Genomic DNA, 15,249 nt, shown 5'->3' on the forward strand with positions numbered 1-15,249 from the left:
GGAGATATTTGTTTCCTTCATAGTTGTACATCATGGCACTTGAAAGCCTACCTGCATAATCATATTGGTGATAGATGCGATAACTGTTGTCACACTGACGGGTGGAGATGGATGAAATACGCCCGTTGAAGTACTGATCTCCATAGGGAGTGGGCTTAGCTTCGTCGTAATAGAATACTTGCGAAAATATATTTCCGGAAGTACTGTTTAATTTTCCGTCGATACGGTAAGTCGTTACAATCTGGTCTTTATTATTAAATAGGTCTTGATGAGAAATACGTCCGAATTCATCATAATTCCGGTTTTGCAAAGAATATGATTTGTTGATCCCCAGTTTACCGGAAGCAAGAAATAATTCCAAAGAAGAAGATACCTCACGTCCGGCATGGTCATATTCGAAGCTGAGTTCTTCCGTGCAAACCTCCATGGAGGTGATATACGTTGTATGCTGGTTAATCGGATTGTTTACGAAGTTGTAGTTGGACGTGTTTTGGGTATTAGTGTTACTGATACTGTTATAGGTATCTGTTTGAATGGAGCGTCCGCGCTGGTCATAGTAGTTAACCGATACTTCATAATCACATTTTGTATCCAGAGTAGTGATATAACTTCCTGTTTGTAAAGAATTGGCGGCATGACTTTCGGTGGGACGGGAAGTCATGAGGTTTGAAAATAGGGGGAGGCTTATAAAATCATAATAGTCATAATAAAAAGCTTTATTAATATGGACAGAATTACCCATATTGATGTTTTCGGTATATCCATAAGGCATATTTGTATGAAAAGTCTCTTTAACAAGTATGGTGCTGAAGTTCTTAATCAGACTTGTATGAGATTGTGTATTTATCACTGTTCCTTCCTGAATTATCCGATTGAGTCCGTCGTATTTTATAAAAGTCCACTCGTTGCGTGAACGCTGGTTAGGAGATTGTTTTAATACCGGACGACAATCACCGTCATAGACTGTATAGTACCATCCGGAACCTGGAAGTTTTGTAGCAACGCAGTTGTTGAGTCCGTCATAATGATAGAAGTAGGCATACCGATCGAGTATATCATTGTCTGAAAGAGTATAAATATCAGAAGTACTTTGCAGAATATCAGATGCAGCCGGAGGAAGGACACAAAATAATTCGTCTAAATTATCATAAATATAATATGTGTCGGAATTTTCTGAATAAGAAATATGAGTATGACGTTCCAGAATAACTTTCTTTTCAGGATTGGTGAATGTGTAGAGAATGTTTCCATCTTCATCGGTTTGTTTTATACAATTAAGAAAACCGGCAGGATATACTCCTTCATTTTTTATGGAAGTGTCTGAATTACGTGTATAATGATATACTGACAGTTCGGAAATAGCAGGTGTATTCATCAGATATTCCATACGGATAGATTTGCCTTTTGAGTTTCGTCCGACTTCTGCCGTAATACGGTTCAAGACAGAGGGCTCATACTCATATTCTACATGGTAATAGTCCTTATAATCAGATGATTCGAAAGTGGATAAGGGCTTGTATAAACCATCTGATGTGGAAAAAGGAAGAGCTTGCCATTCGCATTCTTTACGATTTTGACTATCATAAATGATATGGTTTGCTATGTCTTTGCCCAATGGAGTAATACCTTGCTGAACGGTTTGTATCAGACGTCCGGCACTATCATAATAAGAAGTACTGATTAATGAGTTTTTACTATTCAATACAGTTCCAGGGGGAATTTCAGCCTGGGGAACATAGACACGGATGTAATTTTTCTGTGCAAATGCCGGAAAACAGAATAAAACAGAGAATAACAGAAAAATGCTGTATTTATGTAGATTATTTCTCGGTAGCATATTTATATTCGTTTTTTTGTATAACATTTTCTCTTTTTCCTGTTTCGATAGTTTCGGATAAGCGACCGAATTCATCATAAGTATATCGAACTGTTACACCGGTAGGACCGGTCTGGGATATTATTCCGATTAATGGTTCATAACGGGTAATAATGATTCTGCCCTGCGGTAATGCTTCTCTTAAGGAGTGTAGTAAATCCCAGTCCGTTTCTGTCGGTTCCTCTTTGTCGGCTAATGCTTCTATGTCTATACCTTTATTTTCTACTTCCGCAATTGTGGCATTACTTATCTGGGCAATAATATGCTGATGTTTGTATCCCCATACTAACACTACCGATTGCCCCATACGGGTGTGCAGGGAAGTATTTAGACCACGTTTGTTGTAGGAGTTGTAAGTAATATCCGGCTTACCTGTATATATGGAAGTATTTCCATTAAACGAAGGTATTATGACTCCCGGACGATTATAAAATATATATTCTTTCCATGGTTTTACTAATGAATCTTTATAGTGAATGTGCCATAATTTTTTGCTTAATATCCCATTGGTGAAAAAATCTTCCTCTATCGGAGTTGTTATCAGGTTGTATTTTTCGAAATACCCATCAAGATAAGGGTTGATGAAATCTGTTGCATATCTGATGAAGTGCGATTTTATACAGTCGTTTTCTCTGATAATCATCCTGCTGAGCAAGTAATTGGAATTGTAGGCATATGTCTTTTTTACCGGATGTACGACAAACGTATTGCTTAGCTTTGTATAAATGGTATCTGTTTCTTCAATAAGTTGGGTACAGTAATTTTCAATATGATAATTATGAGATAAATCATTCGGATAATATTTGAGACCCTTAATGTCACTAACTTTAATTGCTTTATATTTTTTGATGTTCTGAGATAAAAGATTGTCTCCCGAATAAATCCGGCGTTTTATCAATTTTCCGTTAAGAGGCATATTTCTTCCGGGATAATCGATATAGAATTCATTGTGATCTTCTTTTTCATTGTGGAAGTAATTTTTTTCAATAATGGTTTTGTCATCCTTTGTCTGTTGAATGATATTCACTTGCTCATATCCCATAAAATAGCTGTTATAAGGATTCTCCAAAGGCTGTATGGCTGCCGAATTGAATTCGATATATAAAATATTGGCTATTGGTATTCCATTGGAATAAGTGGCAAAATAGTTTCTATTTACCATTCGGTTAAAAACTGGTTTTCGATTTAATCTTCCCGAACACTCTCCTTTGTCATTTGTATAGTAATATTTTCGGGTGGTGAGTGGAGATTTGATTTCTGCGATTCTTATTCCTCCGACTAATGGTTCATAATATCCTAACTTGGCTTTGTATCTTTTTATAATGACTGAAAGCTTGGCCCGGTCAGAAGTTTTTAAAGTAATAGTATGTGTACCTTTCGGACAGGCTGTTCGTTGTTTTAAATGATATTGCCCATGAATTGGACTTCCCGAATTATAGGTATCTTGAGGTATTCCTACAATGGAGGTTATTCCGGGGATATTAATTAAGGTTGTATTCTTTTCTTTTTCTATACAATCTATATTGCCGTCATAAACCCAATTAATATCAATACACCCATCATATGGCATTGAAAATGTTGTTGTTAAAGAAGTGTTATCATATTCTTTCAATGCATATATATCAATAGATAAACTATCCTGAATTTTCCATTCAATCTGTGTGCTGTCAATAACCCGGTTTCCTTCATACTTAAACTCCGTTTTTCCTTCCAAAGGGGTGGTCAGGCTTGTCAGTGTACCAATCAGTGCTTTAGAAGAAGGCTCTTTATCTTCACCATAGCCATTTATTTTCTTTCCTTTTTCCATAACGATTTTTCCATCTCGGGCAAGGGTGTATTTTTTAGTACTTTCGTCTATTGATAACGACATACTTCGATAATCACTGGAGGAAACATAAGGGACAAAGGGAATAGTCATGTTACTTTCATTATAGTAGCCCCAATAATCGTAGGCATAGCAGTTCTTTATTGGCAATGGTTCCGAATCGTTATATCCCATTTTATATTTTTGCGTCTTATTACTGTCGGTTCCTTTGATTGAGATGGAATCTAACTTTAGTCGTGAGGTATTATAATTCGGTATTTTTTGAAGATTACCGTTGTCATCCATACTCAGAAAATAGGAATAATGAAACAGGAAAGATTTTAATTTCTTTTTTCTGTCTTTGGTATATAAATTGATCTGACCTAACATTTTTGCACCTTCCGTTTCTGCATGCGGCAGGGTACGTATATCTTCTCTGTTTTTTTCGGCGGGAACAAATTCCAGTTCTCCTTCTGTCCACCGGATACCAGTGAGCCGAGGTTGTTCATAAATATATTCAAAACTGATTGTAGACTGCTTCTTGGGTTCATTCTCAATAGTGAAATGATTGATGTCTTCAATAGGATAATATGGATTCTTTAAATCTTTTACATCTACAACATGATTTGTCACATCCGATCTGTGCATAGGGCTAAGATAAGTATTTAGTGCCCTGTGATAGTCGAAAAATATTTCATCTCCTGTTGGATATTGTATGTGGGTCAGATACCAGGATGTAATGGTATATTCCGGATTGAAATCAAATGTGTCCGGTATATAGTGTTGTGAAGTGAAATGGGGGCATTCAAGATCAACTGATCTGTCAAAAAATCCCAATGCATGTCTTTTAGTTATTTCAATGGCCTTAAATGTATATTTTATATTTCCGGGAGCTATTATTTCAAAAATAGGATTATTCTTTGAGTTTTTTAATCTGATAAGTAAGTGAGCTTCCGGATCCGAAAGCTCAAATAAATTTTCCCCATGCCCTTTAATATTTGCACCTTTTTTAGAATAAAACTTTCCACTGTAACCGGCAAAATTATAGAAAAAGACATCTGGCTCAACATCTTTGTTCATTTCCGGTATAAGGATGTTTCCATTTATTGCATGAAATGATAAAAAATTGTTAGGAATGTTGTCTGCATCTGGTACGGGATTTGTATCAGTTAAGAATTGATTGAGGTCGTCTTTCCCGCGAATAGATCTTGAGATCATGCCTCCTGCTTGAAGATTCCAACCCAGACCAACCCAACTGGCTTCCTGACTTATTTTTATTCCGGAAGCATGATAACTCAAGGCTATTGGTAGGGTCCAGTCGTTGGACCTTATGTTATATAGAGGAACACTTATATCGGGAATTCCAGTGTACAAGCTTACCGGAATTTCTTCATATTGCATCATGGAATATGCTTCGGGTGAAGGTGCATAATTCTTTAAGTATAGAGGATTTTGTTCTACTTGTGCACAAACATGGATACAAATGAATAAAAAAAGTGTTATGAATAAATTGTATTTTATGACTTTCATAAATAAAAGCAGTTTTGGTTATTTTGTACTTATTTCAGTGTCAGCTTTTATATTTACTAAAAAGTATATCCTATAGCCCCTGACCATGCATTGTAGAGTGGAAGGCCAAGACCTGCATGGTGGGCTACTTCAAACTGAGCCCGTAATACAATATACTGATCTCTGCGTTTTACCGGTTTAATTTGCAGGCCTGTATTGACATAATATCCCAGAGCTGTATCTTCTGCAACGTTTTCTGCTATAGAGCTATAATCTCCTTCCTGTTCCGGACCGAACTTTCTGCCAATCATACCTGCAAATGCTCCACCGGCTTCTATAAAAGGACGTATTCTTCCTTTTGGATATGTATAGCGGATACCTAATTTTGCAGAGAGTGATGTTAGTGAGCTACTTCTGGTATAATGATGAAGATAAGTTTCAGAAATACTACCATCTACCATCTTATAGGTCTGATAAGATCTTTGTTCTACACTGTTGAAATGAGAAATGGAAATATCCATAGATGCGCTTAAAGAACTCATCCAACGTCGGCTGTTCAATGCCAGGTTTACACCAAACAGATAGGATAAATCTGGTTTACTAAAATTATGCCAAGGGCCTCTTGAAGGGAAACTGTATTGTTGTATTCCGGCATAAGGAGTCACATACAGTCTTAGGGAGTGTTTGTCTTCTTTAGTCTCAAATTCAATGCAATCTTCATTGCTGGTACACATTACATAATGATAATCTTTTGCAATATCAATCAGGCCTTTATGAGTAAATGATGCTCTTTTGATTTTATGTTCCAAAGCTGGGCAGTCTCCAAAGGCATATTGTAATATTGGAATATAGCGTTTTACATTACCAGTATATTGGCTGCCATCTTCTCTTTTAGTAATAATCTTGGGTGCATCTACTTTTATCAATTTATCACCACTCCCTACAAAGTAGATAGACTCATAGTTCTCTGTTTCATAATAATACAGACTTTTTATACCTTGAAGAAGGTATTCAAGAAAAACAGGCTGAGGTACTTCATCGTGCTTTAGCTCTATGGTGTGTGAAATATAATATTTGCCGTCGTCCGTAAATCTGTATCCTTGGATGTCATATGGATAATATGTCACAATACCCGAATTCCCTTCTGGCTTGAATACACAACGTTTGGCATTCATTTTATCCGTTCGGAAATCTATTTGTCCATAGATGGTGTCATTTTGGAGAGAAATAACAAATCCGGGACGGTAATTGCTTTGTGCATAGGCTGTAATAATCAGGAAAGAAAAGGTGCTGGTTAAAAATATTTTTAATAAAATTGTTTTCATAACGATATTTGTTTATATATAATAATGTTTTATGCTTTACCTGTATCGGAATATTTTGTTGTTTTCTATTTTAAAAAACATTGATTTTATTAAATGTCTCACTTTTTGAAAATTTTCTCACTATGGATGTTACCATCCACAATGACAGATAGGAGATAGTTGCCTGAAGACAGAGACGAAATATTAAAAGACGCTTTGTGAAGACCGGAGGGTATTGAAACATATTGTTTTTTCTCTATGCAATATCCTGCCAAAGAACAAAGTGCCAGTTCAACATCTGAGCCGCCTCCGGATAATAACTCTATTTGTAAAGTATTGCCATTTTCATCGATGAAATAATTATAAGTATAATCTTGCTTTATAAAAGAATCTGGTGACGGTGATACTATGGAATTTTTTTTCATAGCCATCCTTTCACGTATATTCATATTAACTCTATCTTTTGGAAGATATATTTGTTCTTTTAAGGGGTAATAATAGGAACGGTAGAAGTGACGAGTAGGAGTGGCTGAGGTTATGATGGAAGTTTGAACAGTTTCAAATACCGGATAGCGATATCCTGAAGCATACCAACGATAGGTGTCTGTTTGCCATGTAATACTATCATGAGATAATCGATAATGGAGCGAGTCAGTAGAGTAATGGCTATCATTGCCACAGCTTAGAATATCAGAATAGGAAGATAGACGTTGACTTGCATGGGTTGATTCACGAATACGCAACACATGGGTTAATGTATCTCCGTCTGGTAATAGAATAGTGCCGTATGCATCGGCTTGCTGTGTGGAAATACCGTACACTGCCATATTGAGTGTGTGACTGTATTTGCCTTCTCCATAATATAAAGATGAGATTGAATCTCCATAAAACATTGGATAATGCCGATAAAGCTCTGGCAATAGGTGTTTGATTTGGAGGGTGGAAGTTTGATAGCCAATGCAAAATAACGAATCTTCTGTCATTTTATATTCTGATCTTGAACGGGGAGAAACCTTCATAAGGATAGAATCTGGAGAACCTGTAAAATATTCCCGATAGCCTGTATCTAAAACAGATAGTTCACTAAAGTCCCAGATCACATTGCTTCCGCTGCGCCCGGGAGATTTGTATTGTAGCTCTTGTTTCAGGATAACGTCTCCCTCCCGAGGTAAATGAGTGTTTTGGAGTAGGACGGTTTGTCCTTGCACCATTAGCCTACACCCCCAGAGAAATAAGAATAATAGTATATTTCTGATTGTGATATTCATAATAGTATTGTTTAAGGTTGTTTGTCTCACTGTTATTTCAAATAAGAGTACTTATTATATAAAACATTTGACATGGAGTTGATACTAAACTAATATTGCAGTTTTTTCGTATAAGTATTGTATTCTAATTAAATGATCGTATCATTGAAACGCAGATTATCACAAATTCACGCAGAGAATATCGTACCTCAAATGTAGCAAACCATTTAATCTGCGATCATTTGCGCTTTAATAAAACGCAGGCATAGTATGAATTAGATTAGAAGTACTACTTAGTATAAAAAAAGCCCCTTTGATTTCTCAAAGGAGCCTTAATTAATAAAATGGATTAGTTCTTTATTTCAACCATTTATCCAGCCATTCAAAGAATGTACGTTGCCACAAGATACCATTCTGTGGCTTGAGTACCCAATGGTTTTCATCCGGATAGATCAGTAATTCTGCAGGAACACCTCGCATTACCGCAGCATCGAATGCAGCCATTGCCTGATTGGCGAGGATACGGTAGTCTTTCTCTCCATGGATGCAAAGGATAGGGGTATCCCATTTGTCTACGAACAGATGTGGAGAGTTGGCAAAGGTACGTTGCGCTGTTGCATTCTGTTTCTCCCAGTAGGCGCCACCCATATCCCAGTTGGCAAACCATTTTTCTTCTGTTTCCAGATACTGCATTTCCATGTTGAAGATACCGTCGTGTGCAATAAATGCTTTAAAACGTTTATCATGACGTCCGGCAAGCCAGTACACAGAGAAGCCGCCGAAGCTGGCACCTACGCAGCCCAAACGGTCTTTATCAACAAACGGCTCTTTTGTCATTTCATCGATTGCTGTGAAATAATCTTTCATGCATTGGCCGCCATAATCGCCGCTGATAGCTTCGTTCCATTCATTACCAAAGCCGGGAAGTCCGCGACGATTCGGGGCAACGATGATATAGTCATTAGCTGCCATAATCTGGAAGTTCCAGCGATAACTCCAGAACTGACTAACGGGGCTTTGTGGCCCACCTTCACAGAAGAGTAAGGTTGGATATTTTTTGTTCGGATCAAACTTAGGGGGATAAATTACCCAAGTCAGCATCTGTTTTCCGTCTGTAGTCTTCATCCAACGTTCTTCTACTTTACCCATTTCAAGCTGGTCGTAGATCTGTTGGTTCTCCTGTGTCAGTTGAGTGGTTTTTCCGTCCAGAGAGATGGCATAAATTTCGTCGCCCATACTCATTGAATGACGTTTGGCAATTAGCTTATCTCCGAAAAGGGCAGGAGCATCATAGTCATACATTCCTTCGGTGATCGGTTTGATAGAATCATCAGCAAGGTTGAGGGCATATATCTGTACTTCTCCATGCCATACACCGGTGAAATAGATCGTTTGTGCATCTGCACTCCAGATGAAAGCATCTACGTTTGATTCAAATGTTTTACTGACAAACCGTTTTTCACCTGTTTCGAGGTTCATTACGAAAAGGCGGTTCTGATCTGCTTCATAACCGTCGCGTTCCATACTCTGCCAGGCAATGTATTTACCATCCGGAGAATACTGCGGATTGGTATCATATCCTTTGTTCTCTTCGGTAATATTAGTCGTTTGCTTTGTTTTCAGGTCATACACATAAATATCCGAATTGGTAGAAACAGCGTATTCTAATCCTGTCTTTTTACGGCAGGTATAAGCTATCTTATCTGAAGTAGGATTCCATGCCAGTTGCTCCATACCACCCCAGGGTTTCATCGGACTTTCATAAGGTTCGTCCTCCAGGATATCAACGATATTGGAGATTGAGTTTCCGTCAAAATCGGCTACAAACGGATGTGGGGCAGTTGTTACCCATTCATCCCAATGCTTATACATCAGGTCGGTAACGATGATACCCGATGCTTTGGGCAGATCCGGATATTTATCAGCTGTGCTTTTTACTGTTTTCACTTGTGAGACAAAAAGAATCTTTTTTCCGTCCGGTGAAATAGAGAAGCCTTCAATATCCCCGTCATAATTGGTAAGTTGTTTACGTCCGCTACCGTCCGGATTCATCTCATAAATCTGGCTGCTTCCGTTATCATTGCTTAGAAAAGCTATTTTAGTTCCATCCTTAATCCAGATGGCTCCATTCTCCTGATAGGGGGTATGAGTGATCTGTTTGTTGTCACTTCCGTCCGCTTTCATGGTGAAAAGTTCGCGGTTATTTTTGTTTTCTGGTACACTGTAGTAAGCTACACTATACACAATTTTCTGATTGTCGGGTGATACGGATACTTCACCGATGCGTCCCATGGCCCATAGTGCTTCGGGTGTCATACGCATTCCTTCAATCTTGATATCCGATTTGCCGATGAGTGCTTCTGCGCTCTGTCCTGCATCTTTTGTTCCACCGCAGGCTGCTAACATCATTGTTGTTGACATAACTAACAGTTTGGCTTGTCTCATATTTTTTTCAGTTAAATTAAGATGTGCGAAGATAACGATTAAATTTTATTCATGGATTGGGTGACAGATAAATTGAATTATATTTTCTTTTTCTGCCAGTTTCCTTTCTTTATATACCACCAGCATAGTATTAACGTGAGAGTGGCATACAGATGTTCTGTGGTCCAACAGATAGCTACGTCTACTCGCAGATACAGGATGATGTATGTGATATATGCAATATAAATAGCTAATACACACATTTCCATGACTAATGCAGTTCGTGTATTACCGGTTCCGGATACGGACTGGAAATATACATTACACGGAATCATTATCAGATAACCCGTGCATAGTACCCACAATGATGGTATGGAGGCTTCCCGCAGTTCCGGAATATCTGTGTAAATACTCAGTACAAGGTTGGGGAACAGAGCAAAGAATATCAACAGTGGTAATACAAAAGCATATGCGATGCGGATATGCTGACGAATGGTGCCTTGTACACATTGTATTTCTCCGGCTCCGATCAGGTTGCTGACTAATGAACCACAGGTAGAAGCAAATGCCATTGTCATCATAAATGGTATGCCTGAGACATTGCGGATGATATTGGTAATGGCCAGTGCCCGTTCGCCCAGATGTTCTACAAAGAGGAAGAACATAAACCAGGTAGACATGGACAGCAGGTTTTGTATCATAGTCCAGAAAGACACTCCTAATATAGCTTTCAGTGTTTTAGATTGAAAGGCCGGGAGTTTGTGTAGTGCATACTTCCGGCAATCAATCCGTTTCCAGGTGTAGATGACGAAGAACAATACCGATACCAATTCTGCCAGTGATGAGCCAATGGCGGCTCCGGCAATACCTAATTTCGGAAAACCGAATTTACCAAAGATCAGGATATAGTTGAATACAACGTTTGACAGTACCATTACAATGGAGTTCAGAGTTAGGGTTTTTGTCTGCGTAGTACCTACAAAATAAGCGCGGAACATCACCATTATAAACGAGAAAAAGAAACCGAATACACGCCAGTTGATGTAACTGACGGCGGCTTCATAGATGTTTGGTGAAGAGATAATGTTCTTCAGTATATGCGGTGAGAAGCATATCGATAAGGTAAACATGACGGCGGCTAATGCTAATAGAAAATAGATTCCCTGATAGAAGATAGGACCTATTTCGTTGTACCGTTGTTCTCCGTTGCGGCGGGCAATCATGATTTGTGCTCCGATACTGAAACCGAATGCCATCATAAAAATAGCCAGGTAATAGATTCCGGCAATGGCAGATGCACCCAATTCAATCTCTCCGACACGTCCTAAAAAGGCTGTGTCCGTCATTCCTATCATCTGCTCCATGATGAGGCTGATGAGGATAGGGTAGGAGATAATCCATATCTCCTTATAAGTATATTTAGTTTTCATCTCTTTGTTTATAGTCGTTTCATCGCCCGGTGTACTTCCCCGTGTGGGAAACATAAGCACAAAGCCGGACAAATACCTTTTTGGATTTGCCCGGCTTTTTACATCATACAGAGTTTATTTTTATTATTTCTTCTGTTGCTGTCTTGTTTTTGCCATTTGTTCCTGTTGCTTTTGCATAGCTTCCAGGCGAGCGGCAAAACCGGTCTTTTTCATTTGTTTCGGGTCTTTTTTCTTTGCTTCAAGGATAGCCAGCAATTTGTCTTCATCCGTTGTTTTGCGTAATACGATCATTGTACCCACACTAATCAATGTTGAAATGAAATAGTAATAGTTCAATCCCGAAGGATAGTCATTCAATACGAAAAGGAACATTATCGGCATCAGATACATCATCCATTTCATTGCTGCCATCTGAGGCTGTGCACCGGTATCCTGCTGTTGCATGGTAAACTTAGTGTTCAGAATGTTGGTTACTGTCATCAGCAAACAGAACAAACTGAGGTGATTGCCTAAGAACGGAATATGGAACGGGAATGTAATGAAAGCATCATACGTGGAGAGGTCCGGTGCCCACAAAAAGCTCTGCTGACGAAGTTCGATAGCACTTGGCACAAACATGAACAATGCCATAAGAATAGGGAACTGTAATAACATCGGCAGACATCCTCCCATTGGGCTGACGCCATACTGGCTATACAGGCTCATTACTTCCTGCTGCTTCTTCATTGCATCTTCCTGTTTTGGATACTTCTTATTGATTTCATCAATCTTCGGTTTCAATACACGCATCTTGGCAGATGACATATACGTTTTCCAGGTTGCCGGATATACTGCAATTTTCACCATGATGGTCAATAGCAATAGCACAAGACCCATGCTCAGTCCCCAGCCCGAAAGCCAGTCGAACACGTTGATTGTAATATACTTATTGATCCAGCGAATCAGAGGCCATCCTAAATAAACCAGATTGTCGAGTTCCCATTTGTCATCACGTCCCTTATCAAGGGCTTTAAGTGTTTTGTAATGGTTCGGTCCGAAGTAGAAGTACATATCGGTAGCCTGTTTACCTGTCGGATCAAAGAAAGTATTCATTTCAGCAGAATAGTCTTTGATATAACCGGTTCCTTGTTTCTCCATCTTTGATTTTACTGCTACTTTGTCGAAGTCCTGATTAGCAATAAATACGGAAGAGAAGAATTGATTTTTGAAGGCAACCCAGTCTACGCGACCTTCGATCTGCTTTTCATCGTCCTTGGCAGCTGAGAGGTTGTCGGTTCCATCATTTACTACCTTATACATCAATTCAGCCAGACGGTTTTCGTAAGTGTATCCTTTTTCAAGCTGACGAGCGCGTTGTGACCATGAGATATCTACATAGTCTGTTGAAGCAAGTTTGCCAGCCATGCCCGTTGCCTGGATAGTAAATCCAAGTAAATAACTGTCTGGCTTCAGGGTGTAAGCAAAATCAATATAACTGTCTTTATCAGCAGCCAGACGCATCGTAATACTACTGTCGGTCTTATTAACTACTTCAAAATAGTAATCCCTGGTTTGTACTGTCTCTTTCTTATTGTAGAAATTAAAGTTCATCTCAGCATCACTACCATTGAACAATACGATTGGTTTGCCATCTTGTCCGTTGTAATCTTTCAGCATGGCAGAGTACACACGGCCTCCTTTATTGACAAATGTAATTTCTACCAGATTATTCTGAATGGTGGTGAAGGATTCTTTACCCTCCATGGCATCAAAAAAGAGTGAGGTAGAATCTACGCTTGTTGTTTCTTCTTTTTCATTAGCCAATGCAGCGGCAGTTTTAGCTTTTAGAGCTTCCTCCTGTTTTTGCACCACTGCAATGGAGTCGTAGTATCTCTTTTGTGCAGCAAGTTGTTCTTCACTCGGACGACTGAAGAAACTGAAACCTACTAATAATAGCGCTATTAAAACGAGACCCGTAATGGTGTTCTTATCCATTTTAATTTTTAATTTTTAATTATTAATTATTTATTGCCGCTTTGATGAATGATACGAACAATGGATGTGGATTCAATACCGTACTGCTATATTCCGGATGGAACTGAGTACCTACAAACCATTTCAAGGCAGGGATTTCTACAATCTCTACAAGGCCTGATTCCGGATTGATACCAGTACATTTCATGCCGGCTGCTTCATATTCGGTTTTAAAGTCGTTATTGAATTCGTAGCGGTGACGGTGGCGTTCCTGAATGTGTTCTGTTTTATAGGCTTCGTAAGCCTTACTACCTTTTTCCAATGTACATTCATATGCACCCAAACGCATGGTTCCTCCCATATTGGTGATTGCCTTCTGCTCTTCCATAATGTCGATAACATTGTGCGGTGTTTTCTCATCCATTTCACGTGAATTGGCATCTTTGTATCCAAGCACGTTACGGGCAAACTCGATAGCAATACACTGCATACCCAGACAAATACCGAATGTAGGAATATTATGAGTACGGGTATACTTAATGGCTACAAATTTACCATCAATACCACGTTGACCAAATCCGGGACCTATCATTACACCGGACATTCCTTTTAATGCTTCTTCTACATTGTCATCTGTAAGTGTTTCACTGTTTACGAAATCTACCTCTACTTTGCAGTCATTGTAGGTTCCGGCTTGTGAAAGCGCTTCGCGGATAGATTTGTATGCGTCTTGCAAGTCGTATTTACCAACTAACGCAATATGTACGGGTTCTTTTTGTTCTGCTTTATGACGACGTTCGAGGAATGCACGCCACGGACCTAATCCCGGAGTTTCTCCAACGGGGAGGCCCATCTTTTTCAAAATTGTTTCATCCAATCCCTGAGCCTGCATCAGCAAAGGTACTTCGTAGATGGTAGGAGCATCAATACTTTGTACTACTGCATTCTCATCTACATTACAGAACAATGCCACTTTTTTACGAAGTCCCGCAGTTAGTTCATGTTCCGTTCGTAATACCAGAATATCCGGTTGGATACCTGCACTTTGTAACTCTTTTACGGAGTGCTGGGTAGGTTTGGTTTTCAGCTCACCGGCTGCAGCCAGATAAGGTACATAAGTAAGGTGTACACATAATGCATCTTTACCCAATTCCCATTTTAGCTGGCGAATACTTTCCACATAAGGAAGTGATTCAATATCACCTACCGTTCCGCCAATTTCGGTAATTACAAAATCGAATTTGTATTTATTACCTAACAGTTTGACGTTGCGTTTAATTTCGTCTGTAATATGTGGGATTACCTGAATAGTTCTGCCCAAATAGTCACCGCGACGTTCTTTGTCAATCACACTTTTGTAAATACGTCCGGTAGTAATGTTATTGGCTTTTGTTGTCTGAATTCCCAGAAAGCGTTCGTAATGTCCTAAATCGAGGTCAGCTTCATGACCATCTACAGTCACGTAACATTCTCCGTGTTCATAAGGGTTCAGTGTTCCCGGGTCGATGTTGATGTACGGGTCAAACTTCTGAATGGTTACCTTGTAACCTCTTGCTTGCAGCAATTTACCGATGGATGATGAGATTATGCCTTTTCCTAATGAGGAAGCTACACCACCGGTGACGAAAATATACTTTGTTTCTCCCACAGCTATAACTGTTTTAATTATTTGTTTACTAGTAGTATTTTAAAGAATCTAACG

8 protein-coding genes are annotated in these 15,249 nt (G+C 38.9%); all 8 read right to left on the reverse strand.

What is annotated here, in order from left to right; all coding sequences use genetic code 11:
* Positions 1–1,837 (reverse strand): DUF6443 domain-containing protein (locus ACESQI_RS21385; protein ID WP_373127075.1); only part of this gene is annotated, 1,837 nt, incomplete at its 3' end.
* Positions 1,821–5,210 (reverse strand): RHS repeat domain-containing protein, encoded by a 3,390-nt coding sequence (locus ACESQI_RS21390; RefSeq protein WP_370827591.1) that lies wholly within the window; start codon positions 5,208–5,210, stop codon positions 1,821–1,823. The genes ACESQI_RS21385 and ACESQI_RS21390, both read right to left, overlap by 17 nt.
* A 56-nt stretch (positions 5,211–5,266) precedes the next feature.
* Positions 5,267–6,514, reverse strand: a complete 1,248-nt coding sequence (locus tag ACESQI_RS21395) for a hypothetical protein (protein WP_002562608.1) — start codon at positions 6,512–6,514, stop codon at positions 5,267–5,269.
* Positions 6,515–6,612: 98 nt separating this feature from the next.
* On the reverse strand, positions 6,613–7,761 hold the full coding sequence (locus ACESQI_RS21400; protein WP_234130103.1) for a T9SS type A sorting domain-containing protein: 1,149 nt from the start codon (positions 7,759–7,761) through the stop codon (positions 6,613–6,615).
* 336 nt (positions 7,762–8,097) lie between these two features.
* On the reverse strand, positions 8,098–10,185 hold the full coding sequence (locus ACESQI_RS21405; protein ID WP_373127077.1) for a prolyl oligopeptidase family serine peptidase: 2,088 nt from the start codon (positions 10,183–10,185) through the stop codon (positions 8,098–8,100).
* A 77-nt stretch (positions 10,186–10,262) separates the two neighbouring features.
* Positions 10,263–11,594 (reverse strand): MATE family efflux transporter, encoded by a 1,332-nt coding sequence (locus ACESQI_RS21410; protein ID WP_195449858.1) that lies wholly within the window; start codon positions 11,592–11,594, stop codon positions 10,263–10,265.
* A gap of 123 nt (positions 11,595–11,717) precedes the next feature.
* Positions 11,718–13,568, reverse strand: coding sequence for a membrane protein insertase YidC (yidC, locus tag ACESQI_RS21415; RefSeq protein WP_002562603.1), 1,851 nt, complete (start codon positions 13,566–13,568; stop codon positions 11,718–11,720).
* A 22-nt stretch (positions 13,569–13,590) separates the two neighbouring features.
* Entirely contained in the window at positions 13,591–15,195 is a 1,605-nt protein-coding gene (locus ACESQI_RS21420; RefSeq protein WP_002562602.1) for a CTP synthase, read from the reverse strand.
* Positions 15,196–15,249: the final 54 nt, after the last annotated feature.

The organism is Bacteroides sp. HPS0048, from assembly GCF_964240755.1.
Classification (GTDB): domain Bacteria; phylum Bacteroidota; class Bacteroidia; order Bacteroidales; family Bacteroidaceae; genus Bacteroides; species Bacteroides nordii.

What these genes read in the sequence shown, in the direction of transcription:
- ACESQI_RS21410 (WP_195449858.1), bottom strand. Translation starts at nt 11,594, where the DNA reads ATGAAAACTAAATATACTTATAAGGAGATATGGATTATCTCCTACCCT.
- yidC (WP_002562603.1), bottom strand. Translation starts at nt 13,568, where the DNA reads ATGGATAAGAACACCATTACGGGTCTCGTTTTAATAGCGCTATTATTA.
- ACESQI_RS21405 (WP_373127077.1), bottom strand. Translation starts at nt 10,185, where the DNA reads ATGAGACAAGCCAAACTGTTAGTTATGTCAACAACAATGATGTTAGCA.
- ACESQI_RS21400 (WP_234130103.1), bottom strand. Translation starts at nt 7,761, where the DNA reads ATGAATATCACAATCAGAAATATACTATTATTCTTATTTCTCTGGGGG.
- ACESQI_RS21390 (WP_370827591.1), bottom strand. Translation starts at nt 5,210, where the DNA reads ATGAAAGTCATAAAATACAATTTATTCATAACACTTTTTTTATTCATT.
- ACESQI_RS21395 (WP_002562608.1), bottom strand. Translation starts at nt 6,514, where the DNA reads ATGAAAACAATTTTATTAAAAATATTTTTAACCAGCACCTTTTCTTTC.